This window comes from Stenotrophomonas sp. C3(2023) (genome assembly GCF_032911385.1).
In the GTDB taxonomy this organism is placed as follows: domain Bacteria; phylum Pseudomonadota; class Gammaproteobacteria; order Xanthomonadales; family Xanthomonadaceae; genus Stenotrophomonas.
In genome coordinates this window covers 2,457,358-2,480,249 of sequence record NZ_JAWJLO010000001.1, presented here as the reverse complement: position 1 = coordinate 2,480,249, position 22,892 = coordinate 2,457,358, and the positions used below count along the sequence as shown (strand labels likewise).

19 protein-coding genes are annotated in these 22,892 nt (G+C 66.2%); 10 read left to right on the top strand and 9 right to left on the bottom strand.

Translation table 11 applies throughout. The features are described from left to right. The first annotated feature begins 110 nt into the window (after positions 1 to 110). Complete coding sequence (locus RZA67_RS11190; RefSeq protein WP_317212819.1) at positions 111 to 1,241, top strand: metallophosphoesterase; 1,131 nt, start codon at positions 111 to 113, stop codon at positions 1,239 to 1,241. A gap of 147 nt (positions 1,242 to 1,388) precedes the next feature. On the opposite strand, the gene RZA67_RS11185 is transcribed toward RZA67_RS11190, so the two are convergent. The 3 genes from RZA67_RS11185 to RZA67_RS11175 form a co-directional block, all read right to left on the bottom strand. Beyond that, complete coding sequence (locus RZA67_RS11185; RefSeq protein ID WP_317212818.1) at positions 1,389 to 2,336, bottom strand: nucleoside hydrolase; 948 nt, start codon at positions 2,334 to 2,336, stop codon at positions 1,389 to 1,391. Between the two features lie 178 nt (positions 2,337 to 2,514). After that, positions 2,515 to 4,209: a malate dehydrogenase (quinone) gene (mqo, locus tag RZA67_RS11180; protein ID WP_317212817.1), complete on the bottom strand. Its 1,695-nt coding sequence runs from the start codon at positions 4,207 to 4,209 to the stop codon at positions 2,515 to 2,517. 187 nt (positions 4,210 to 4,396) lie between these two features. After that, positions 4,397 to 5,305, bottom strand: a complete 909-nt coding sequence (locus tag RZA67_RS11175) for a LysR family transcriptional regulator ArgP (RefSeq protein ID WP_317212816.1) — start codon at positions 5,303 to 5,305, stop codon at positions 4,397 to 4,399. Positions 5,306 to 5,442: 137 nt separating this feature from the next. Here RZA67_RS11175 and RZA67_RS11170 point away from each other — a divergent pair, with 137 nt between their 5' ends. Both RZA67_RS11170 and RZA67_RS11165 read left to right on the top strand, forming a co-directional pair. Continuing rightward, positions 5,443 to 6,078: a LysE family transporter gene (locus RZA67_RS11170; protein WP_317212815.1), complete on the top strand. Its 636-nt coding sequence runs from the start codon at positions 5,443 to 5,445 to the stop codon at positions 6,076 to 6,078. 205 nt (positions 6,079 to 6,283) lie between these two features. After that, positions 6,284 to 8,260, top strand: a complete 1,977-nt coding sequence (locus RZA67_RS11165) for a S9 family peptidase (protein WP_317212814.1) — start codon at positions 6,284 to 6,286, stop codon at positions 8,258 to 8,260. Between the two features lie 40 nt (positions 8,261 to 8,300). On the opposite strand, the gene RZA67_RS11160 is transcribed toward RZA67_RS11165, so the two are convergent. Beyond that, on the bottom strand, positions 8,301 to 10,073 hold the full coding sequence (locus tag RZA67_RS11160) for an oligopeptide:H+ symporter (protein ID WP_317212813.1): 1,773 nt from the start codon (positions 10,071 to 10,073) through the stop codon (positions 8,301 to 8,303). Positions 10,074 to 10,257: 184 nt separating this feature from the next. On the opposite strand from RZA67_RS11160, the gene RZA67_RS11155 reads away from it, so the two are divergent. The 3 genes from RZA67_RS11155 to RZA67_RS11145 all read left to right on the top strand — a co-directional run bounded on the left by RZA67_RS11155 (position 10,258) and on the right by RZA67_RS11145 (position 15,917). Next, complete coding sequence (locus tag RZA67_RS11155) at positions 10,258 to 12,222, top strand: oligopeptide transporter, OPT family (protein ID WP_317212812.1); 1,965 nt, start codon at positions 10,258 to 10,260, stop codon at positions 12,220 to 12,222. A gap of 279 nt (positions 12,223 to 12,501) precedes the next feature. Beyond that, positions 12,502 to 14,580, top strand: coding sequence for a S9 family peptidase (locus tag RZA67_RS11150; protein ID WP_317212811.1), 2,079 nt, complete (start codon positions 12,502 to 12,504; stop codon positions 14,578 to 14,580). Between the two features lie 92 nt (positions 14,581 to 14,672). Next, positions 14,673 to 15,917, top strand: coding sequence for a DUF819 family protein (locus RZA67_RS11145; protein WP_317214000.1), 1,245 nt, complete (start codon positions 14,673 to 14,675; stop codon positions 15,915 to 15,917). Positions 15,918 to 15,994: 77 nt separating this feature from the next. On the opposite strand, the gene RZA67_RS11140 is transcribed toward RZA67_RS11145, so the two are convergent. From RZA67_RS11140 to RZA67_RS11120, 5 genes are read right to left on the bottom strand one after another with little or no spacing between them, the layout of a single operon-like run. Continuing rightward, positions 15,995 to 16,474: a hypothetical protein gene (locus RZA67_RS11140; RefSeq protein WP_317212810.1), complete on the bottom strand. Its 480-nt coding sequence runs from the start codon at positions 16,472 to 16,474 to the stop codon at positions 15,995 to 15,997. 44 nt (positions 16,475 to 16,518) lie between these two features. Next, complete coding sequence (minE, locus tag RZA67_RS11135) at positions 16,519 to 16,779, bottom strand: cell division topological specificity factor MinE (RefSeq protein ID WP_317212809.1); 261 nt, start codon at positions 16,777 to 16,779, stop codon at positions 16,519 to 16,521. 2 nt (positions 16,780 to 16,781) lie between these two features. Further along, complete coding sequence (gene minD / locus RZA67_RS11130; protein WP_317212808.1) at positions 16,782 to 17,591, bottom strand: septum site-determining protein MinD; 810 nt, start codon at positions 17,589 to 17,591, stop codon at positions 16,782 to 16,784. Between the two features lie 37 nt (positions 17,592 to 17,628). Then, a complete protein-coding gene (gene minC, locus RZA67_RS11125) occupies positions 17,629 to 18,405 on the bottom strand; it encodes a septum site-determining protein MinC (protein ID WP_317213998.1) in 777 nt (258 codons plus the stop codon). A 14-nt stretch (positions 18,406 to 18,419) separates the two neighbouring features. After that, positions 18,420 to 19,016 carry a GNAT family N-acetyltransferase gene (locus RZA67_RS11120; protein WP_317212807.1) on the bottom strand — a complete coding sequence of 199 codons (597 nt, stop codon included), beginning with the start codon at positions 19,014 to 19,016 and terminating at the stop codon, positions 18,420 to 18,422. Positions 19,017 to 19,156: 140 nt separating this feature from the next. Between RZA67_RS11120 and RZA67_RS11115 the strand changes: the two genes are divergently transcribed. From RZA67_RS11115 to RZA67_RS11100, 4 genes are all read left to right on the top strand, one after another. Beyond that, positions 19,157 to 20,335: a sensor histidine kinase gene (locus RZA67_RS11115; protein WP_317212806.1), complete on the top strand. Its 1,179-nt coding sequence runs from the start codon at positions 19,157 to 19,159 to the stop codon at positions 20,333 to 20,335. Next, on the top strand, positions 20,335 to 20,976 hold the full coding sequence (locus RZA67_RS11110) for a response regulator transcription factor (RefSeq protein ID WP_317212805.1): 642 nt from the start codon (positions 20,335 to 20,337) through the stop codon (positions 20,974 to 20,976). The genes RZA67_RS11115 and RZA67_RS11110 overlap by 1 nt, the downstream gene beginning before the upstream one ends. Positions 20,977 to 21,211: 235 nt before the next feature. After that, positions 21,212 to 22,291, top strand: a complete 1,080-nt coding sequence (locus RZA67_RS11105; RefSeq protein ID WP_317212804.1) for an SRPBCC family protein — start codon at positions 21,212 to 21,214, stop codon at positions 22,289 to 22,291. Between the two features lie 85 nt (positions 22,292 to 22,376). Then, positions 22,377 to 22,751, top strand: coding sequence for a DUF423 domain-containing protein (locus RZA67_RS11100; RefSeq protein WP_317212803.1), 375 nt, complete (start codon positions 22,377 to 22,379; stop codon positions 22,749 to 22,751). The last annotated feature ends 141 nt before the right edge of the window (positions 22,752 to 22,892 follow it).

Sequence of the window (22,892 nt, the reverse complement as noted above, 5' to 3'; positions counted from 1 at the left end):
CAGGCGGAGCACTGCGCCGAGCCGATCACGCTCGCCTGGAGGTGGCGCCGCGGCAACGCGCAGGGCAGGATGTGCAGCTGCCCTCCTGTGCCCCTATGTGGAATCCGCCTGTGCTCAGTACCATCGCTTCGCTGCTGGCCCTCTATCTCATCGCGCGCGTGGTATGGCCCCTGCGGGCGCCGGTCGTGGTCCGTCTGTTGCTGGCCGTGGCGGTGCTGGCACTGGCGCTGCATCATCGCATCGTGGCCAGCTTTGCCGGCACCATGGCCTCGCCCGAGATTCCAAAGATGGCCATCGCGGTGCTGGCCAGTGGCTTTACCGGCCTGCTGCTGACCGCCGTGCTGGTGCTGGCGATGGACCTGGCGCTGGCGCTGGCGTGGCTGCTGCGCAGACCACGCGCGGTGGCGGTGCTGGCGCAGCCGCGATGGCGACAGGCGAGCGCCGTGCTGGCCCTGCTGCTGGGTGTGTACGGGGTAAGCCAGGGCATGGCCGTGCCGGCCACGCGCAGCATCGAGGTCAAGGTGTCGAACCTGCCGGCCGCCTTTGATGGCTATCGCATCGTCCAGCTCACCGACATCCATGCCAGCCGGCTGCTCACCGGTGAGTGGGTCGCCCAAGTCGTAGCACGCACCAACGCGCTGCAGCCGGATCTGGTGCTGATCACCGGCGATCTCATCGACGGCGAGGTCGCCGCACGACGTCCCGACGTTGCCGCGCTGGGTACGCTGCAGGCGCACGACGGCGTCATCGCCATCACCGGCAACCACGAGTACTACGCGCAGTACACGCAGTGGATGCAGGCGTTCCGCGCGCTGGGCATGCAGGTGCTGGAAAACAGTCATACGCAGGTGGAACGCGGCGGCGCGGCGCTCACCATCGCCGGCGTTACCGACCCGGTCGCCAGCCGCTACGATCTGCCGCCGCCGGATCTGGCCAAGGCGTTGGCCGGCGCCGACCCGGGCGCGCCGGTGATCCTCATGGACCACCGGCCGGTCGACGCGCGTCGCAATGCCGCCCACGGTGTGGCGCTGCAGCTCTCCGGCCACACGCACGGCGGTCACATCGTCGGCATGGATCAGCTGGTGAAGCGCGCCAACGGTGGCTTCGTATCGGGCCGTTATGAGGTCGACGGCATGACGCTGTACGTCAGCAACGGCGCTGGTCTGTGGCCGGGCTTTGCCGCACGCATCGGCGTGCCATCGGAGATTACCCTGATCACCCTGCGCGCAGCGCAGCGGTGAGCAGCAGCGCACGTTCGGCGTAGAGCGGGGCTCTGCCCCGCTGAGGCGATGCCTGAGCCCGTGACGTGCCGGGCAGAGCGGGGCTCTGCCCCGCTGAGGGGATGCCTGAGCCCGTGACGTGCCGGGCAGAGCCCGGCACTACGGCGATCATCCGGCCAGCGTCGTCTCGATGTCGGCCAGCACGGCGCTGGCATCCACGCCGATGGCGATCGTCTGCACGACCTGGTCGTCCCAGACGCTGGGGCCGAAGGCCATGCCTTCGGGCTTGGGGATGGTCATGCCGCGGGCCACGCCGTCGCAGGCCACGCGGACGCTGGCACGCTCGAACTGGAACAGTTCCGGGCGGGTCAGGGCAATGCAGGCGCAGCAGTCGTGCACCACCATGCCCTTGTGGCCGGCCTGCAGGTAGAAGTCGACATACTCCTGCGACAGCGAACGGACCAGGTCGGCATCAGCGCCGCCAGCATGAGCCAAGGCATCCAGCCCATGGCGGTCCATTTCCACGCGGGTGGTCACGTCCAGCCCGATGGCGGTAACCGGCCAGCGGGCGGTGAACACGATGTCGGCCGCTTCGGCATCGCCCCAGATGTTCGCTTCGGCAGCCGGGGTGATATTGCCGTTGACATGGAACGCGCCGCCCATCAGCACGACACCGCGCACCAGCCCGGCGATGTCCGGGGCGTGCTGCAGGGCCAGGGCCAGGTTGGTCATGCGGCCCACGGCGATCAGGGTGATCTCGCCGGGATGGGCGCGGACCAGGTCGATGATCAGCTGGTGTGCCTCACGGGTGTCGGCCGTGGCTTCCAGCACATCCGGCACCGGGTGGTTGCCCAGGCCATTGTGGCCGTGGATGTGCACCGGCCACGCTTCAGGCTGGGCGTCGGGCTGCAGCGGGCCGGCGGCGCCGCGCGCCACCGGCGCGGTCAGGCCCCATACCTGCTTCAGGTACAGCGCATTATGCGTGGTGGACTCCACTGCCGCGTTGCCGAACACGGTGGTCACGCCGAGCAGGTCGATCTGCGGGTGCTTGTGCAGGTAGAGCAGGGCCAGCGCATCGTCAACGCCGGGGTCGGTATCGAAAATCACTTTATGCATGTTGTTGTTCTTCTTCTTCCGTGTAATGCGGGGCGGCGTTGGTTGCTGCCGCCCGAAGCGTAGTGTCTCAACTGGATCTGCATGATGACAGCAGCGGCCGGTTCCTGCCTGTCAGACCCGCACAGACGAACGGCCACCCGGAGGTGGCCGTTCGCTGTACGCCACAGGCAGCAGTGCGTTACAACGCCTGCAGTTCCTCGTTGGCGTTGCGCTTGCGGGCGGCCGGTTCGGCCTGCGGCGGCGCCGCAGGCGCGGGCGCCGTACCGAGATCGGCCGGTACTTCCACGTAAGGCAGGTGCAGTGCCTGGCTGGTCTGGCCACGGATCTGGTTGGTCAGCGCCGCGCTGTCGTTGAGCTTGAGGCCGTAGGAGGGCACGATCTGGCGCAGGCGGGTTTCCCAGCCGGCCTTCATCTCGTCCGGGAAGGCCTTGGCCATCAGGTCGAGCATGATCGGCGGCGAGGTCGACGCACCGGGCGAGGCCCCCAGCAACGCGGCCAGGGTGTGGTCCTTGTCGGTGACGATCTCGGTGCCGAACTGCAGCACCGGGCCCTTCAGCGGATCGCGCTTGATGATCTGCACGCGCTGGCCGGCGGTGATCAGCTTCCAGTCTTCCGGCTTGGCGTTGGGGAAGTACTTGACCAGCTCGGCCTGGCGGTCGCTGTCATCCAGTCGCGCCTGCGCCAGCAGATACTGCACCAGGTCAAGATTGTCCGCACCCACGCGCAGCATCGGGCCCACATTGTTGTGGTTGACCGACGAATACAGGTCGAACCAGGAGCCATGCTTGAGGAATTTGGTGCTGTACAGCGCGAACGGGCCAAACAGCACCACCGGCTTGCCGTCGAGCTTGCGCGCATCCAGATGCGGTACCGACATCGGCGGCGAGCCGGTCTCGGCCATGCCGTAGGCCTTCACGCTGTGGCGCCCGGCCACGTTCTCACCCTGGAAGGCCAGGAACTGGCCGCCCACCGGGAAACCGGCATAGTCGCGCGACTCGGGAATGCCGGACATCTGCAGCAGCTTCAACGCCGCACCACCGGCGCCGATGAACACAAAGCGTGCGCGGGTGGTGGTTTCGGTGTTGGTCTTCAGGTCCTTGACCGTGACATTCCAGGTGCGGTCCTGGTTCTGCCGCAGCGCGTCGACCTGGTGGCCCAGGTGCAGGCCGAAGTTCGGGCTGCGCTGCAGGCCGGCGGTCAGCTGGCGGGTGATCACGCCGAAGTTCACGTCCGTGCCCAGCGGCATCCAGGTGGCAGCCACCTTCTGCTGCGGGTCGCGGCCTTCCATCATCAGCGGCGCCCACTGCCGGATCTGCGCCGGGTCCTCGCTGTACTGCATGCCATGGAACAGCGGATTCTTCACCAGCGCCTGCTGGCGCTTGTGCAGGAAGCTGATGTTGTCATCGCCCCAGACAAAGCTCATGTGCGGCGTCGGGTTGATGAAGTCGCTGGGCTGGCTGAGGCGGCCCTGTTTGACCTGGTGCGCCCAGAACTGTCGTGAGACTTCAAACTGCTCGGCGATGGCCACCGCGCGCTTGGTCTCGATGCTGCCGTCAGGCAGTTCCGGGGTGTAGTTGAGCTCGGCAAAGGCCGAATGGCCGGTGCCGGCATTGTTCCAGCCGTCCGAGCTTTCTTCGGCCACGCCGTCGCGCTGCTCGTAGACCTGGATGTTCCAGTCCGGCTGCAGCTCCTGAAGATAGGTGGCCAGGGTGATGCTCATGATGCCGGCACCGACCATCACCACGTCCACCGGTGCGTCTTCGTTGCTGGCGGCCGGCACCGAACGCTGCGTCAGCGGCCAGAACAGGAACAGGACCGATGCGAGCAGCGCCAGGATCAACAACGCCAATAGCGCCTTGCCAATTCTTTTCATGGGAAGGGGATTCAATAGGGGAGGGAATGAGGATGCGGACATGAACGGAAAATCACGTCAAATGTTGTCAAGACCGGACATCCATGGCGTGATTTTAACCGTTTCCGGTCCGATATTGCTGCAACGCAGCATCCGCTTTGCGGCTCGACCTCGCTGACCCAAGCCGCCCAGCGTCGGGCCCGCCGGCTCAGCGTCTGCGTTTGCCGACCAGACTGGATGAGGCCGCCAACACCGCGCGGGTCAGCAGGGTCATGGTCTGCACGTCGCCCTTCCAGTGCTGCCAGTACAAGGGCACGTCCTCCCAGGCACGCTGGCGCACATACACCAGTCGCCCGGCATCAAGGTGTCGCTTGACCAGCGGCAGGGGGTTCATGGTCCAGCCCAGCCCGCCGAGGTTGGCCTGCACGAAGGCGCGGGTAGAAGGAATCCACCAGGTCGGCGCTGTGGCGGGTACTTCATCGCCGGCCAGACGTCGGGCAAACCGGGTCTGCATGTCGTCCTTGCGGTTGAACACCAGTACCGGGGCGTTCTCCAGCGCCTGCGCGGTAATGCCTTTGGCGAAATGCCGGGCGTGGAACTCCGGGGTGCAGGTAGCGGCGTAGCGGATGCTGCCCAGCGCATGGATCTGGCAGCCCTGCACTGGTTCGTCCAGGGTGGTTACCGCCCCCAGCACGGTGCCCTTGCGCAGCAGCTCGACGGTGTGGTCCTGGTCTTCCACGCGCAGGTCCAGGGTGGTGCCGGTGGTTTCGGCAAACCCCTGCGCGGCCTGCGGGAACCAGGTTTCCAGACTGTCATGGTTGACCGCCACCGGTATGCTGGCGCGCGGCAGATCCTCATCGGCCACCCCCATGCGGTGCAGCGCATCGTGTTCCAGCAGCGCCGTCTGTTCAGCCAGCTGCACCAGCACCTGGCCCTCGGCCGTGGCCACGGCCGGTGCGCCACGCTGCACCAGCAGGCGTCCCACCCGGTCCTCCAGCGCCTTGACCCGCTGGGAGATGGCCGACGCGGTGACATTCAGCGACTGCGCTGCGCGGTCGAAGCTGCCCTCGCGGATGACCGCTGCAAGGGCCCGGAGCTGGGCATGATCGATGCGCATGGCAATTAAGCTCTGCTAAAGAAGGTTTAGTAAGTTTAGCTCGTCTTTTCCATGCTGCGCCGCGACAATAGCGCCATTCCACGGTGCTGCTCCGCCTTCGCGAGGCGCCGTTTCCCCCGTTACAAGGTAGTTGACCCATGTTCTCCATCATTTCCGCCAGCACGGGCCTTGCGGCCTGGTTCAGTGGTGCCGCCACCGGCGTCGGCCTCTTTGCCGTGGTTGGCGCGCAGAGTGCCTTCATCCTGCGCCAGGGCATCCTGCGCAAGCACATCGTGCCGGTCGTGGCGACCTGCGCGGCGATCGATGCGATTTTCATCTTCGCCAGCGTGGCAGGTCTGCGCACCCTGACCAATGCACTGCCCTGGCTGACCACCGCCGTGCTGTGGACCGGCGTTGCTTTCCTGGCCTGGTACGCCATGAAGTCGGCACGCCGTGCGTTTGCCGGCGGCGGCGGCATGGGTGAGGTCGACAGTGATGACGGCAGCCGTCGTGCCGTGCTGATGGCCGCCGTGGGCTTCTCGCTGATCAATCCGCACTTCTGGCTGGACATGATGGTGATCGGTTCCATCGCCGAGAACTTCGGCAATGCACGCATGGCCTTCGCCGCCGGTGTCGTCACCGCCAGCTGCCTGTGGCTGACCGCGCAGGGCCTGGGTGCGCGCCTGCTGGCGCCGCTGTTCACCAAGCCGAGCACCTGGCGCGTGCTTGACGGCACCATCGCGGTGATCCTGAGCATCCTCGCCCTGACCCTGGCAGTGCGCGGCGCGCACTGAGCCAACGCATCCACCGACTCTCTCCAAGGACGTGGTAAAGGCGGCGCCGGCAACGGCGCCGCTTTTTTTCCGGTGGTGCGTAGTGGCCTGACGAACAGTGGCCACTACCCAGCCGGATGTCGTCACCTGCTTTGCAGTCGGCGCGGCAGGTGTGCATAGAATGTGAAACGGCAGACACGACGTCTGCGTTGATCCGGGACAGGGCATGAACAGGAAGTTGCTGGCGGTCGCAATGGCCGCGCTTTGGGTAGCGTGGGGCACGGCCCATGCAGCGGTGGAGCTGGACAACTACATCCGGCAGGAAGCGTTCACCGACATCAAGCTCTCACCAGGCGGACAGTACATCGCCGCCACCGTGCCACTGGAGCGCACCACCGCCCTTGTGGTCATGCGTACCGACGACGGCAGCGTGGTCGGCACGTTCCAGCCGCCGCGCAACAACCACGCCAATCATTTCGACTGGGTCAACGACGAGCGCGTGCTGGTCGGCCTGGCCGAGAAGTCCGGCTCGCTCGACCAACCCCAGCGCACCGGCGAGCTCTACGCGATGAACTTCGATGGCAAGGCCGGCAGCCTGCTGGTCGGTTACCGCGTCGAGGGCGGCGGGGCCGGCACCCGCATCCAGCCCAAGAAAGTCGAGTCGGTAGCGGCCTTCCTCAGTGACGATCTGCCCAACGATGCGCGCAACGTGCTGGTGGCGGTGTGGCCATTCAATGAGGACCCGTTCACCCGCGCCGACAAGCTGGATGTCTACAGCGGCCGTCGCGCCACGGTGGCGCGTCCGCCGGTGCGCCGGGCGGACTTCACCGCCGATGCCGCCGGCGAGGTGCGCTTTGCCCATGGCGCGGGCAGTGACAACAACAACAAGCTCTATTACCGCCAGGGCATGGGCGACAACTGGGTGCTGGTCAACGACGAAGCGGTCAACAACCGCATCGACCGACCGATCGGCTTCTCCGACGATGGCGCGTTGGCCTATCTGGTGTCCGAGCAGCCGCAGGGCCCGAGCGCCATCGTCAGCTGGAACCCGTCCACTGGCGAGCGCGTCACCGTGCTGCGCGATGATGTCGTTGATCCGGACCGCATCATCTACCGGCCCGGTACCCAGGTGCCGGTCGGTGCACTGTTCATGGGCGATGTGCCGCGCTCGCGCTTTTTCGACGAGCAGTCCGCCGACGCGCGCTTGAACCGCAGCCTGCAGGCGGCGTTTGGCGGGCCGGTGTACGTCAACTCAAGCACCCGCGATGGCGATCAGCTGCTGGTGGAGACCTGGTCGGGCGGCAATCCGGGCGATTTCTACCTGTTCGACAACAAAGCGAAGAAGGCCCGCCATCTGATCAGCCGCGGCAGCTGGCTCGATGTGGACCGCAGTGCCCGTGTGCGCCCGGTACAGCTGCAGGCGCGCGACGGACTCGCCCTGCACGGGTTTCTGACCGTGCCCCATGGCAGCGACGGTCGCAATCTGCCGATGGTGGTGGTGCCGCACGGTGGGCCGATCGGTGTGCACGACAGCGGGCGCTACGACCGCGAAGCGCAGATGCTGGCCGCCGCGGGGTACGCGGTGCTGCAGATCAACTTCCGCGGTTCGTCCAACTATGGGCGCGCCCATGAGCAGGCCGGGGCCCGGCAATGGGGCGCGCGCATGCAGGACGATGTGACTGATGCCACGCGGTGGGCCATCGGCGAAGGCATCGCCGACAGCAAGCGGATCTGCATCTACGGCGCCAGCTATGGTGCCTATGCCGCGATGATGGGCACCATCCGCGAGCCGGGGCTGTATCAGTGCGCCGCCGGCTATGTGGGGGTGTATGACCTGCCGCTGATGTTCACCCGTGGCGACACCCAGGATGTGGCCTCGGGCATGACCTACCTGCGGCAGTGGCTGGGCGATCCGGCGCAGCTGGCGCAGTCCTCGCCGGTCAACCTGGCCGCGCAGGTGAAGGTGCCGGTGCTGCTGGCTGCAGGGGGGGAGGACAAGCGGGCCCCGGTCCAGCATACCGAGCGCATGGAAGCAGCGCTCAAGCGGGCGGGCGTCCCGGTGGAAAGCCTGTATTACAGGACCGAAGGCCACGGTTTCTACACGCCGGCCAACCAGCGCGAGTACTACACCCGCCTGCTCGCATTCCTGTCGCGCAGCCTGGGCGGCGAAACCGCGGCACCGGCCCGACCGGCAGCGCCGTGATCTGCTGGCGCCGGGCTGCGGTCCGGCGCCAACGCAGGTGTCATCGCACGCCGTGCATCATGCGCTTGAGCAGCGGCGCGCACAGCAGCGCCAGCAGCGCGCAGCCCAGACCGATCCACATCAGCAGCCAGAACAGATGGGCGTAGGCACCGGCCGCAGCGGCCAGGTCGAGCTGGCCGTCGTCGGGTACATCGATGGCAGCGAGCTTGCCGAACAGGGCGGCCAGGGTCTCGGAGAACGCGGTGGCCAGGAACCAGGTGCCCATCATCAGGCTCATCACCCGCGGTACGGCCAGCTGGGTCACCGCCGACAGCCCGACCGGCGACAGGCACATCTCGCCGGCAGCGAGCAGGAAGTAGGCCAGTACCAACCACCACACGCTGGCCATCTGCCCGGTGACGCCAACCTGCTGCGCCGCAAGTGCAAGCGGCACGAACGACAGCGCGCCCAGGATCAGGCCCAGCGAGGATTTCAGCGCCTTGCCCGGTTCGGCATCGCGGCGCGCCAGCCACGCCCACAGCGCCGCGAAGGCCGGTGCCAGCAGCACCAGAAACAGACCGCCCAGGTAGGTCAGCGAGCCGGCCGTCTGTGGCACCACCAGGCAGTCGCGCAACAGCAGCGCCAGCATCAGCGCGACGATGGCGATGAACAGCTGGCGCGGCGCGCGCGAGCCGGGGCGCCGCTCGGACAGGCGGGCGGCCAGCACGAAGCCCAGCGGCGCCAGCAGCAGCGAGGCGATCGACCAGGGCAGGGGCGTGCCCTCGGTGATCACCAGCGCCGGCACGATGTCCTTGGTCAGCAGGCGATCGGTGAAGGTGACCCAGGAGCCGTAGGACTGCTCGTAGAGGGTGAAGAACACCAGCGCCATGAAGATCAGCGCCATCAGCGCGATCATCTGCTGGCGCTGCACCGGCGTGCACTGGGTGCCGGTGAACCAGGCAAACCAGACCAGCACACCGCCCAGCACCAGCAGCATCAGCAGCAGCGCCAGGCTGATCTCGCCGCCCAGCGCAAAGGCGCCGTTGCCGGCGGCCCACATCAGCCAGGCCAACGGCAGCACGCCGACCACCGCCAGTGCATAGATCAGCCATTCGCGGCGCAGGCCCAGCACTTTCTGCTTCAGCGCGGCCGGGTTGCTTGATTCGGCATGGCCATGCAGGTATTTCTGGCCCCAGATGAACATGGCCAGCCCGGCCAGCATGCCCACGCCGGCAGCGCCGAAGCCGTATTTCCAGCCGTAGGCTTCGCCGAGGAAACCGCAGACCAGCGAGGCAAACAGCGCGCCGAGGTTGATGCCCGCGTAGAACAGCGAGAAGCCGGAGTCACGGCGCGGGTCATCCTTGGCATACAGCTTGCCGACGATGGTGGAGATGCTCGGCTTGAGGAAACCCACGCCCATGATGATCAGCGCCAGCGACAGATAGGTGGTGGCCAGCGCACCGGTATCCCGGATCACCTGGCCGTTCTCGCGGTAGGCCGCGTGACCCTCGAACGCCATGCCCAGGTGTCCCAGCACCAGCAGCACGCCACCAAACAGGACCGCCCGGCGCATGCCCAGCCAGCGGTCGGCGAGCATGCCGCCGAACACCGGAATGCAGTAGACCAGCCCGCCGTACGCGCCGAGCAGGTCCAGACCGGCCTTGTCGCCGAACAGGTGGTACTTGGTCAGGTAGAGCAGCAGCAGCGCCTTCATCCCATAAAAGGAGAAGCGCTCCCACATTTCGGTGAAGAAACAGATGTAGACGCCTTTGGGATGACCCAGAAAGTCGTCGGAACCAGAGGCGAGGGCAGGGACGGAGGCGGGGGCGATCATCCGCGGATTATAGGCACCTGCAGCGGGTCGCCGCTCCCGGTCGACTGGCGTGAAACGCAGGCGGCCGCACAGGTTTGCCGGACATGGCGGCATCTGCCGGGGGCGGCGAGGGTGTCTTCGGTAACTGGACTTGCTTGAGCACCGGCGCTAGCGTGAGCGGGATTTTCTGCCAGCAGGGGCATCCATGAACCACGACGCTGCGCCCAAGCAGCTCACCTTCCGCGCAGTGGCCCTGGCCATCGTGTTGGCGGTGGTGCTGTCGGCCGCCAACGCCTACCTCGGTCTGTTCGCAGGCCTGACCATCGCCACCGCGATTCCCGCCGCTGTCATCTCCATGGGCGTGCTGCGCCTGCTTGGCGGTGGCTCCATTCTGGAAAACAACATCGTCCAGACCGGCGCCTCGGCCGGCTCGTCGATCGCCGCCGGTGTGATCTTCACCATTCCGGCGCTGGTGATCATGGGCTACTGGCCGGACTTCAAGTACTGGTGGGTGCTGGGCATCGCCGGCCTGGGTGGCCTGCTGGGCGTGCTGTTCTCGGTGCCGCTGCGGCGCTCGATGATCGTCGAAGATCCGCTTCCGTTCCCGGAAGGCAAAGCGGCCGCCGAGGTGCTCAAGGCCGGTGAGAACCCCGGCCCGGGCCTGAAGCTGCTGGGCCTGTCGGCGGTGATCGGCGCCTTCGTCAAGCTGGCGGCCGCCAGCGGCATGCGGCTGATTCCCGATGCATGGGCCGCCTCGGCCTACGTCGGCAGCTCGAAGATCACCGCGTTCATCGGCACCAATCTGTCCCCGGCACTGCTGGGTGTGGGCTACATCGTCGGGCTCAACGTCGGCATCGTGGTGGTGTCCGGTTCGATCCTGACCTGGCACATCGCCATTCCGCTGTACCAGACATTCTTCCTGGACAGCGACCCGGCCCTGGCCGCTTCGATCGCCACGGCCTCCTCGGCCGATGCCGCCTTCGCCATCTGGGGGGCAAAGATGCGCTACCTGGGTGTCGGCGCGATGCTGATCGGCGGCATCTGGACCTTGTTCTCGCTGCGCAAGTCGCTGCTCAACGGCGTCAAGAGCGGTTTTGCCGCCGCACGCAAGAGCGGCGGGCCGGTGCTGGCGCACACCGAGCGCGACCTGCCGATGAAGTGGATGCTGGTTGCTCTGGTGGTGTTCGTGCTGCCGCTGCTGGCGCTGTACCAGGCCATTGTCGGCCAGTGGCATGTATCGATCCCGATGACGGTGATCATGATCGTCGCCGGCTTCCTGTTCGTTTCGGTCTCGGCCTACCTGGCCGGTCTGATCGGCTCGTCCAACAACCCGGTCTCGGGCATCACCATCTCCACCATCCTGTTCGCCTCGGCCGTGCTGGTGGTTCTGCTCGGCGCCGATGGGGTGCGTCCGGTGGGGGCCAGCGGCGCGCCGCTGGGTGCGGTGGCGGCCATCATGATCGGCGCCGTGGTGTGCTGCGCAGCGGCCGTGGGCGGTGACAACCTGCAGGATCTGAAGGCCGGCTACATCGTCGGTGCGACGCCGTGGAAGCAGCAGCTGATGCTGGGCATCGGCGCGTTCTCCTGTGCGTTGATCATGGCGCCGGTGCTCAACCTGCTTGCCCAGGCTTATGGCATCGGCACCCCGACCGCAGCGCATCCCAATCCGCTGCAGGCACCGCAGGCCAACCTGATGGCCTCTGTCGCACGTGGCCTGTTCGGCGGTGACCTGCCGTGGGGCTTCATCGCCATGGGTGCGGTCGTCGGCGCGGCGATCATTGCCATCGACGAGTGGCTGAAGTCGCGCAATGCCCGTTTCCGCGTGCCGGTACTGGCCGCGGCCATCGGCATCTATCTGCCGCTGGAACTGATGGTGCCGATCTTCCTTGGCGGTCTGATCGCCCACCTGGTGGAGCGCTATCACCGTATCCGCGCGGACGACGAAGAGGGCCGTGACCGTGTGCACAAGCCGGGCGTGCTGTTCGCCGCCGGTCTGATCACCGGTGAGGCGCTGATGGGTATCGCCATCGCGGTGCCGATCGTGGTCTACGAGAGCGCCGACGTGCTGGCCGTACCGTTCGCCATCCCCGGCGCGCAGTGGGTCGGCCTGGCCGCGCTGTTCCTGGTGGGCTGGCTGATCTACCGCGCTGGCAAGCGCGGCATGGCCTGAAGAAAGTCCCTTGGAGCGTGACGACCAACCGGCGTCACGCGCCTCGCCCGCGGTAGGTGACGACCGTTGGTCGTCACGCTCCTGGCTTCCGGCCTGCGGTGACCCAGCTGCCCGAGTGTGACGACCAACGGTCGTCACCTACCGGGCTGTGCGTGATGATCTAGCGTCGTCATTCCGACGCCGCCAGACCCGGCGGACCGCCCGCCATGACCGATGGCCTTGGCAGCCGAGCGTCCACGGGCCTACCATCGGCGTTTTGCCGTCCTGCGGAGAACCCCGATGAAGTTCCGTCATGCCCTGCTGCCGCTGAGCCTGCTCGCCGCCCTGCCGACACTGGCCGCTGCCCGTGGCCTGGATGTGCGCGACATGGTCACCCTGGACCGGGTTTCCTCGCCGGTGCTCAGTGCCGATGGCCGCAATGTGGTCTTCGCCAAGCGCACCACCGATGCCAGCTACAAATCCACCAGTGCGCTGTTCGTGCGCAACCTGCTCACCCGCGACGCCGCACCACCGCGCCAGCTCACGCCGGCCGGCTGGAACGTCAACTCCCCCTCGCTGTCAGCCGATGGGCGCACCGTGTACTTCCTCAGCGCGAAAAACGGCAGCCAGCAGCTCTACGCGCAGTCGCTGAGCGACGGTGCCCCGCGCCAGCTGACCGATTTCCCGGTGGACGTGGACAGCTACCACGTCTCCCCGCAGGACGACCGTGTGCTGTTCAGCGCCGGCGTGTTCCAGGACTGTGGCTCGGACCTGGCCTGCACCGAAGGCAAGCTCAAGCAGAAGCGCGACGCCAAGGCCAGCGGCCAGGTGTTCGACGCGATGTTCGTGCGCCACTGGGATACCTGGAATGATGGCCGTCGCAATACATTGTTCGTGGCACCGCTGCCCACCGGCAACGCCGCTGCGGTCAAGGGGGCCTCGGCGCTGAGCGCCACCCTGGCCGGCGACGCGCCGTCCAAGCCGTTCGGCGGCAATGATGATTTCGCCTGGTCGCCCGACGGCACCAGCGTGGTGGCCAGCATCCGTGTGGCCGGTGCGCAGGAACCGTGGTCGACCAACTTCGACCTGTACCGCTTTGACGCCAGCGGCAGGCAGGCGCCGGTCAACCTGACCGCCAACAATCCTGCCTGGGACGCCGGCCCGGTGTTCAGCGCCGACGGCAAGACGCTGTTCTACCGCGCGATGAAGCGCCCGGGTTTCGAAGCTGATCGCTTCGGGCTGATGGCGATGGACCTGGCCAGCGGCCAGACGCGCGAGATCGCCCCGCAGTGGGACCGCTCGGCCGGCGGCATCGTGCTCTCTGCCGATGGCAGCCGCATCTACACCACCGCCGACGATCTCGGTGAACACCCGTTGTTCGAAGTCGAGGTGGCCAGTGGCAAGGTCACCAGGCTGCTCGGCGAAGGCAGCGTGACCTCGGTGGACGTGGCCGGTGCAACCGTGGCGGTGACCCGCAACAGCCTCAAAAGCAACGACCAGGTGCTGGTGGGCCGCATCGGCCAGGACGGGCAGGCCATCGACGGCCTGCGCGCGCTGACCCCCGAAGCGGGTGAGGTGCTCAAGGACGTGCAGTTCGGCGACTACGAGCAGTTCTCGTTCAAAGGCTGGAACAACGAGACCGTGCACGGCTATGTGGTCAAGCCACATGACTACCAGGAAGGGCGCACGTATCCGGTGGCCTTCCTGATTCACGGCGGTCCGCAGGGCAGCTTCGGCAACGGCTGGAGCTACCGCTGGAACCCGCAGACCTATACCGGTCAGGGCTACGCGGTGGTGATGATCGACTTCCACGGCTCCACCGGGTACGGCCAGTCCTTCACCGATGCGATCAGCCAGCACTGGGGCGACCGCCCGCTTGAGGATCTGCAGAAGGGCTGGAACGCCGCGCTCAAGCAGTACAGCTTCCTCGACGGTGACAAGGCCTGTGCGCTGGGCGCCAGCTACGGCGGCTTCATGGTCAACTGGATTGCCGGCAACTGGAACAGCCCGTTCAAGTGCCTGGTCAACCATGACGGCGTGTTCGACCAGCGCATGATGGGGTACGCCACCGAGGAACTGTGGTTCACCGAATGGGAGCAGGGCGGTACGCCGTACGAGAAGCCGGCCAACTACGAGAAGTTCAACCCGGTCAACCACGTGGCTGACTGGAAGAAGCCGATCCTGATCATCCACGGCCAGCAGGACTTCCGCATCCCGGTCGAACAGGGGCTGGCGGCGTTCACCGCCGCCCAGCGCCAGGGTATCGAGTCGAAGTTCCTGTACTTCCCCGACGAGAACCACTGGGTGCTCAAGCCGCACAACAGCATCCTCTGGCACGACACGGTCAACGGCTGGCTGAAGCAGCACATCGGCAACTGATGCAGACAGCGCCGCCCTTCGGGGCGGCGTTTTTTTTCCAAGTCCCCTTTCCGCACCCACCGCCGCCGGGCAGGGCCCGGCGTTACCCGAGCCTGCGCATGATCGGCACTGCCCTGATCCAGAATGACATCGTGGTTTTCGGGCTGATCGCCGCCACCCTGGGGGCGGTGTTCTGGACCGCTTCGCGACCGCACGGTCCGTGGAAGCGTTTCTACACCTTCGTGCCGGCACTGCTGCTGTGCTATCTGCTGCCGGGCATCTACAACACGGTCGGGCTCATCGACGGCCAGAACACGCGGCTGTACAACCCGGTCGCGCGTGACATCCTGCTGCCGGCCGCGCTGGTGCTGCTGACCTTGGCGGTGGACATCAAGGCCATCCTGCGCCTGGGTCCCAAGCTGGTGCTGATGTACCTCGGTGCGTCGTTGAGCATCATGATCGGTGCGGTGCTGGCGTTCCTGCTGATGCGGCTGATCCACCCGCCCACTGTGGCCGGTGATGCGTGGGCCGGCATGGCCGCACTGGCGGGCAGCTGGATCGGCGGCGGCGCCAACATGCTCGCCATGCGCGAGGTCTTCGATGTCGACGCCACCACCTTCGGCCAGTTTGCCGTGGTCGATGTGGGCGTGGGTTATGTGTGGATGGCTGTGCTGATCTTCATGGCCGGTCGCGCCGCCCGGATCGACGGCGCCAGCGGCGCTGATACCTCGGCGATCGATGCGCTCAAAGCGCGCATCGCGCGCTTCCAGGCCGAGCACGAACGCATTCCCTCGTTGACCGACCTGATGCTGATCGTGGCGGTGGCTTTTGGCGGCGTCGGGCTGGCTCACGCCATCGCCGCACCGCTGGCCGCGTGGTTCAAGGCGAACGTTGGCTGGGCTGCGCAGTTCAGCCTGGATGCGCCGTTTGTCTGGGTCGTGGTGTTGTCGAGCAGCCTTGGTCTGGTGCTCAGCTTCACCCGGGCGCGGACGCTGGAGGGGGCCGGTGCATCGAAGCTGGGGTCGCTGCTGCTGTACTTCCTGATCGCCTGCATCGGCATGCAGATGGACCTGCTGGCGCTGCTGGAGCGGCCCTTGCTGTTCCTGCTCGGGCTGATCTGGATCACCGTGCACATCGTGCTGCTGTGGCTGCTGGGCCGGCTGCTGAACGTACCGTTCTTCTATTTCGCCATCGGGTCACAGTCGAACATCGGCGGACCGGCATCGGCGCCGGTGGTTGCCGCCGCGTTCCATCCCGCGCTGGCGCCGGTGGGTGTTCTGCTGGGCACAATGGGCTATGCCACCGGCACCTGTCTGGCCTACATCGTCGGCATTACCCTGCGCGCGCTGGCCTCGTAGCGCCGGGCTCTGCCCGGCGAGCGCGCAGCGCGGCTTCAGCGTGATCTGACCGAAGAGCAGCCGGGCAGAGCCCGGCTCTACGCGACCGGCAGGCCGCGCTCCAGCAGCCAGGCTTTGGCGTCCTCGGCATCCTGCTCGAACCAGGCCTGGGTCGAGCCCAGCCGGTACGTATACCCCCACGCGTCCATATCGGCCATCAGACGCGCGCTGCCCACGTCCGGCAGCTGTCCGGCCAGCACGATCTGCAGATAGCAGGTGGCATCTTCCTCGGCTACCGAGTCGGTGGCATCGGTGTGTACCAGGGCGCGTCGTTCGGGCGGCAGCACGATCAGGTGGCAGGCTTCGTGCAGCATCGAGTGCACCGGCGTGTCATCGCGCACGTACACGTTGCTGCCGATGATCCCGGCCTCGGGCTCGCCCCAGTAACTTCCGGGAATCGGCTCACCTGCTGCCACGTGATGCAGCAGCAGGCCGTGCCCGGCAAGCAGCTGCCGGGCATCGGCAAAGGCAATGTCGCCCACGCAGGTCACGTCGGCTTCGGTCGGAGTGGTCGTCATGGCACAGCCGCGCCTGCCCGTGCCAGGCACGGGCGGGCAGGGGATCAGGGTTTGTCCGGCCCTTCGGGCAAGGCAACGGAGATATCCAGCACGTCATGCTGGCCGTCCTTGACCAGGTCCACCTTCACCGCATCGGCGTCGATGTTGACGTACTTCTTGATGACATCGAGCAGCTCGCGCTGCAGCAGTGGCAGGTAGTCAGGACCACCGCGGTGGCTGCGTTCCTGCGCGATGATGATCTGCAGACGGTTCTTGGCGGTCTCGGCCGTGGTCTTTTTCGCTTTCAGGAAATCAAAAAGCCCCATGCTCAACCTCCAAACAACTTGCTGAAGAAGCCCTTCTTCTCCACGGTGGTGAAGCGCATCGGGCGCTCCTCGCCAAGAATGCGGCTTACCGCATCCTCGTAGGCCTGGCCGGCTGCCGATTCGGTATCGAGAATGACCGGCTCGCCCTTGTTGGAGGCGTTGAGCACGTCGCCGGATTCGGGCACCACACCGATGGCCTTCAGGCCAAGCACTTCTTCCACATCGGTGATGCTGAGCATCTCACCGGTTTCCACGCGCGGCGGGCTGTAGCGGGTCAGCAGCAGGAAGGCCGGCACGCTCTGGCCCGATTCGGCCTTGTGCGTCTTCGAATCCAGCAGGCCGATGATGCGGTCCGAGTCACGTACCGAGGAGACTTCCGGGTTCACCACCACCACGGCGCGGTCAGCGAAGTACATCGCCAGGAATGCGCCCTTCTCGATGCCGGCCGGGGAATCGCAGATGACGAAATCGAAGCCGTCGGCAACCAGGTCCTTGAGCACCTTGCCTACGCCTTCCTGGGTCAGCGCGTCCTTGTCGCGGGTCTGCGAGGCAGCCAGCACGTACAGGTTGTCAAAGCGCTTGTCCTTGATCAGGGCCTGCTTGAGGGTGGCTTCGCCGTGCACGACGTTGACGAAGTCGTACACCACGCGGCGCTCGCACCCCATGATCAGGTCCAGGTTGCGCAGGCCGACGTCGAAGTCGATCACCGCAACCTTCTTGCCACGGCGTGCCAGGCCGCAGGCAAGGCTTGCGCTGGTGGTTGTCTTGCCGACGCCGCCCTTGCCGGAGGTGACTACGATGATTTCAGCCAAAGGACTTCTCCTGGTTCTGCATTAGGTTGGTGCTGCGTCAATCCAGCGCAGCGATCTTGATCTGGTCCTGTTCCAGCCAGACCTGCACGGCCTTGCCGCGCAGGTTGTCCGGTACATCGTCCAATACCTTGTAGTGGCCGGCAATGGCCACCAGTTCGGCATGGAATTCGCGGCAGAAAATACGTGCCGCGGTATTGCCCTGGGCACCGGCCAGCGCGCGACCGCGCAGGGTGCCATAGATATGGATGCTGCCGTCGGCGATGACCTCGGCGCCGGCGCCGACGGTGGCCATCACGGTCAGGTCGCAGTTTTCCGCATACAACTGCTGGCCCGAACGGACGTTGGCCAGCTGCATGCGGCCCGGCTTGGGCGCCGCCTCGGTCGGTGCGGCCACGCTTGCCACAGCGGCCGGGGCTGCGCGGCGAGGCTCACGTGCAGGCGCAGGCGGCGGCGCGGGTGCCGTCGCTGCCGCTGCCGGTTCGCTGCGCTCGTACTGGGCGCGGAACTTGGCCAGCAGGGGCAGGCCAAGCTGCTGTGACAGCAGGTCGATCTCCGAGGTACCGTAGGCCAGCGCCACCGGCAGCACGCCAGCTCCGCGCAGCCCATCAAGCAGGGCGCGCGCGCTGTCCACATCGGGCGTGCGGCTGAGGCCGCCGAAGTCAAGGATGACCGCCGCCCGCCCGAACAGCTTGGGCGCACGGGCGACGCGCTCCTGCATTTCCTGCACCAGCCGCGCGACATCCATGGTGCGGATGCGCAGATTGGCGATGCCCACCTGGCCGATCTTCAGTTCACCGGCCTGTTCGTAATCCATGTTCACCGCCACGCTCAGGTCCCCGTCGGCCGCTGTGCCTGCACCGGCAGGGCCCGGCCACGCGCCCATGGCACGTCCGGCAGCTTTCCGGCGTAGGTGTCGTTGACCCAGCTGTAGCTGCACAGCTCCTTGGCCAGCATGCTGGCCCGCACGTCCACCTGCGGCATGGTGTTCTGGCCCAGCTCGCGGAAGCCGAAGCTGCCGTGGAACAGCAGCGCGGCGTCGGCGCCATGGTCGAGGAACACTTCGCAGGTCATCTGCGGGTAGCGCAGTTCGGCGTAGCTCTGGGCATCGGCGTAGAAGGCACGGCCGACGCCGCCACCGCGGCGGCGGCTGGCCACCACGATGCGGTCGATATAGAAGAAGCTGCTGTCCAGGTTCTGCTTGAACCAGGCAAAGTTGCTGCTGTCGTGATCGCTGTGGCTGCCGAACCCGATCAGGAAGCCGGCCAGGTTGCCGTCGCGCTCGGCAACGCGGAAATACTCCGCCTGTTCGTAGAACCGGTGCAGACGGTGCGCGTCCATCGGCAGGATCGCCAGGCCAGCATTGTTGTTCAAGGCCAGGACGGAATCGAGCTCGTGCTCGCGCACGTCGCGGATGACAATCGACATTGTGACTCCGTGGGGTAACGCGGTAGGCCCAGCGGGTGGACCTGTTCGCACGATTATTGCATGGGCCGCCGCCGCCGGGGTAAATGCGGGCATGACTTCCGTCGCACGGCAGCATTGCGGGTTCAGCCTACTATGCAGGCATGTTGGGAGCCCTCAGTCATACCCGCGTCCTCCGTCTGGCCGGTCTGTTCACCTGGATCATGGTCGGTCTGCCATTGGCGTTGCTCGCCGCTGGCGACCCGTCGGCCATGCGCTGGGGGCTGCTGCTGTTTGCGGCGTATTTCATTTTTGGTGGGGCGTACTTCTGGTTGACCCGCGACCTGCGCAGCGGTCGCCACGCCAGCCTCTTCGATCGCGCCATGCTGCTGCTGCTGACCGTCTGCGCGCTCGCCGTCAGCTTCCTCAGTGGCTCGGGCTTGGGCAGCATCCTGATGATGGTCGCTGCCGGGGTGATTCCGTGGATGCTGCCCGCGCGCTTCGGCGTGTTCTGGCTGCTGGCCAGCCAGCTGGCGGTGGCGCCGGTCTACTACCTGTTCCTGCCATTCCCGCTGTTCGAGGCCGTGATGCAGTCACTGCTGTACGGCGGGTTCTCGATGTTCATCTTCGTGACCAGTCTGGTGGCCCGCCAGCAGACCGACGCGCGCGAAGAGCAGCGCCGTCTCAATACCGAACTGCGGGCCACCCGCGTGCTGCTGGCTGAAAGTGCGCGGGTCAACGAGCGCACCCGCATCTCGCGCGAGCTGCATGACCTGCTGGGCCATCACCTCACCGCGCTGAGCCTGAATCTGGAAGTGGCCGGCCACATCACCGAGGGCCGGGCCCAGGAGCATGTGCACCAGGCGCACACGCTGGCCCGTCTGCTGCTGACCGATGTGCGCGAAGCGGTCAGCCACCTGCGCGACAGCGGGGCGATCGACCTGGCCGCCGCACTGCGTCCGCTGGCCGAACAGGTACCGTCGCTGGACATCCATCTGGACATGCCCAGCCCGCTGAGCGTGGAAGACCCCGAGCGGGCCCACGTGCTGCTACGCTGCACACAGGAAGCGATCACCAACGCGATCCGCCATTCCGGTGCGCGCAACCTGTGGATCAAGGTGCGGCGCGACGAGCAGGGTATCGTGCTGGAGGCCCGCGACGATGGTCGTGGTGCCGATGCGCTGCTGGTGGGAAATGGCTTGCGCGGCATGCGTGAACGCCTGCAGCAATGTGGTGGAGAGCTTCAGATCACAACCGGTCGCGGCGAAGGTTTCGGCCTGCGCGCGTCGGTCCCTGCGGCGCCGTCCCTGGCGCTCAGTACCGCCCCCGAAGGAGTGCGTTGATGATTCGCGTGTGTCTGGTGGACGACCAAACCCTGGTGCGGCAAGGCATCCGATCGCTGCTGGCGCTGGATGATGGCATCGAGGTGGTGGCCGAGGCGGGCGATGGACGGCAGGCCGTGGAGCTGGTGCCCCAGGTCAAGCCGGACGTGGTGCTGATGGACATGCGCATGCCGGTGATGTCCGGGCTGGAAGCGCTGCAGATGCTGTCCAAGCTGCAGCAGTTGCCGCCGACCATCATTCTGACCACCTTCGACGATGACCAGCTGGTGCTGGCCGGGTTGAAAGCCGGCGCCAAGGGCTACCTGCTCAAGGACGTGACACTGGACCAGCTGGTCGGGGCGATCCGTACCGTGGCCGATGGGGGCTCGCTGGTCCAGCCAGCGGTGACCCAGCGACTGCTTTCCGGGCTGGAGCACATGCGTAACGAGTTTGTCAGCCTGGACCGGCCCGATCCGCTCACAGACCGTGAAACCGAGATCCTGCGCCTGATGGCCAGCGGATTCTCGAACAAGGAGATCGCCAACTCGTTGGGCGTGGCTGAAGGCACCATCAAGAACCACGTCTCCAACATTCTTTCAAAGCTCGGCGTGCGCGACCGCACCCGCGCCGTGTTGAAGGCTTTTGAACTTCAGCTTGTCTAGACAAATCGCAGGCTAAACAACGGGTTGCGAAAAGCCTGAACAAAACAGGCCAGGCAGGCCCCTGTTGGCGGCGCTCGTGTTTGCGTTACCCTTCCGGACCCTGTGTGGAAGATTCCGGCGCCGGCAAGGAAACCGGTGCGCCAATCCAGATGAACAATGTCCGCGAAGCCTGCTAGGATTGGCGCTTCGCTTCAATATCAACCCGGCCGTGGGATCGGCCCCGGAGACCTCCTGAATGACCCGTATTATCGAGTTCCTGATCGCCCTGGGGATCGTGGCTGGCCTGTTCGTCATCATTGGCGTGTGTCTGCCGGGCGAGCGCCACATCACCGAGAGCATCGAGACCAACCGCAAGATGACGATCGTGTACGACACGGTCAACAGCCTGCGCCGTTTCAAGGATTGGAATCCGCTCCTGCTGCGCGATCCCGCTGCTGAACTGAAATTCTCCGGCCCGGCCTCCGGCGTCGGCGCCACCCTGGATTATGTGTCCAAGGACGCGTCGCTGGGCCAGGGCACCTGGAAGATCACCGAGAGCGAAGAAAACAAGCGTGTTGCCATCGCCATCGAGGACTCGTCCAAGGGCCATGACAAGGTGACCACGTTCAACCTCGAGCCGACCGGCAAGGGTGGCCGCAACGTCAAGATCACCCAGGACTACAGCGTCAAGTACGGCTTCGACCTGTTCGGTCGTTACGCCGGCCTGTATGTCAGCCGCCACATCGGCGATGACATGAAGCTGGGTCTTTCGCGCATGGCGAACATGCTGGCCACCGTGCCGAACGTGGACTACCGCCAGGCCGAAGCGCCGCTGAAGGATCTGGGCATCATCGAGGTGCCGGCCGAAGACCTGCTGGTGGTCAATGCCGGTAACGTGGAGCGTGGCGAAGCCACCATCACCAAGTCGATCCAGGACAACCAGGAGTGGATCAAGCGCGTGATGGAAGCCAACGGTCTGGAAGCTGCCGGCCCGATGCGCATCATCACCACCGATTTCGGTGCTGAGAAGTACGCCTTCGACGTGGCCCAGCCGGTCAAGAAGAAGGGTGCCGAAGGCGTTGCCGCTGAAGAGCTGGCAGTGAAGATCGACGGTGGCGCTCCGGTCAAGTACGTGCGCGCCGCACCGCACCGCTCGGCTCACGCGACCTATGTTGGCCACATGGCCGGCCTGGACATTGCCCGCAACGCCCTGCGTGCCTGGGCTGTGACCAACGGCAACGACGTGGTCGACCGTCCGTACGAAAGCTGGAACGACGGCGTGGCCAAGTCGTTCACCCAGGAAGGCACCTACGATATCTACTGGGCCGTCAAGTAAGCCCGGCAGCTGATGTAGTGCTGCAAACGAAAACGCGCCGCATATTGCGGCGCGTTTTTTTTGGTCCTCGTGCAGGAGAAGGAACGTGGTTTTCGCAACCGATAGACGTGCCCGCCAGCCCTCGTTGCTGGCCTTCCTGGGCGCATTGCTTGCCGGGACGGCGGTCGGCCTGTCCGCCTATGCCTCGCACGGGGTGAGTGATGCGCTTGCCCAGTCGCACCTCAACCTGGCGGCGGCATATGCCTTCGCCCATGGCGCGGTGCTGGCGGCGCTGGGCGCGCGTGCGCGTGGGGTCGTCGGCCATCTTGCGCTGTATCTGCTGCTGCTGGGCACGCTGCTGTTCGCCGGCAGCCTGGCCGGCGGGGCCCTGTGGCAATGGCCGACCCGGCTGGCACCGGTCGGCGGCACCACGCTGATGGTCGGCTGGCTGCTGTTGGCAGTGAACGCGCTGCGGCGCTGACGTTGCAATGCTGCTGGTAGGTGACGACCGTTGGTCGTCACGCTCCAACCGCGCACCCGCGCCGTGCTGCTGCGCGCAGAGGCAGCGGCGTGACGACCAACGGTCGTCACCTACCGGAGCGCAGGCGACAGCGTGACGACC

Excerpts from the sequence above, each read along its gene's own strand:
- minE (WP_317212809.1), bottom strand. The coding sequence starts at position 16,779 with ATGGGGCTTTTTGATTTCCTGAAAGCGAAAAAGACCACGGCCGAGACC.
- RZA67_RS11115 (WP_317212806.1), top strand. The coding sequence starts at position 19,157 with ATGTTGGGAGCCCTCAGTCATACCCGCGTCCTCCGTCTGGCCGGTCTG.
- RZA67_RS11165 (WP_317212814.1), top strand. The coding sequence starts at position 6,284 with ATGAACAGGAAGTTGCTGGCGGTCGCAATGGCCGCGCTTTGGGTAGCG.
- minC (WP_317213998.1), bottom strand. The coding sequence starts at position 18,405 with ATGGATTACGAACAGGCCGGTGAACTGAAGATCGGCCAGGTGGGCATC.
- RZA67_RS11120 (WP_317212807.1), bottom strand. The coding sequence starts at position 19,016 with ATGTCGATTGTCATCCGCGACGTGCGCGAGCACGAGCTCGATTCCGTC.
- RZA67_RS11155 (WP_317212812.1), top strand. The coding sequence starts at position 10,258 with ATGAACCACGACGCTGCGCCCAAGCAGCTCACCTTCCGCGCAGTGGCC.
- mqo (WP_317212817.1), bottom strand. The coding sequence starts at position 4,209 with ATGAAAAGAATTGGCAAGGCGCTATTGGCGTTGTTGATCCTGGCGCTG.
- RZA67_RS11150 (WP_317212811.1), top strand. The coding sequence starts at position 12,502 with ATGAAGTTCCGTCATGCCCTGCTGCCGCTGAGCCTGCTCGCCGCCCTG.
- RZA67_RS11140 (WP_317212810.1), bottom strand. The coding sequence starts at position 16,474 with ATGACGACCACTCCGACCGAAGCCGACGTGACCTGCGTGGGCGACATT.
- RZA67_RS11160 (WP_317212813.1), bottom strand. The coding sequence starts at position 10,073 with ATGATCGCCCCCGCCTCCGTCCCTGCCCTCGCCTCTGGTTCCGACGAC.
- RZA67_RS11105 (WP_317212804.1), top strand. The coding sequence starts at position 21,212 with ATGACCCGTATTATCGAGTTCCTGATCGCCCTGGGGATCGTGGCTGGC.
- RZA67_RS11170 (WP_317212815.1), top strand. The coding sequence starts at position 5,443 with ATGTTCTCCATCATTTCCGCCAGCACGGGCCTTGCGGCCTGGTTCAGT.
- RZA67_RS11110 (WP_317212805.1), top strand. The coding sequence starts at position 20,335 with ATGATTCGCGTGTGTCTGGTGGACGACCAAACCCTGGTGCGGCAAGGC.
- RZA67_RS11185 (WP_317212818.1), bottom strand. The coding sequence starts at position 2,336 with ATGCATAAAGTGATTTTCGATACCGACCCCGGCGTTGACGATGCGCTG.
- RZA67_RS11175 (WP_317212816.1), bottom strand. The coding sequence starts at position 5,305 with ATGCGCATCGATCATGCCCAGCTCCGGGCCCTTGCAGCGGTCATCCGC.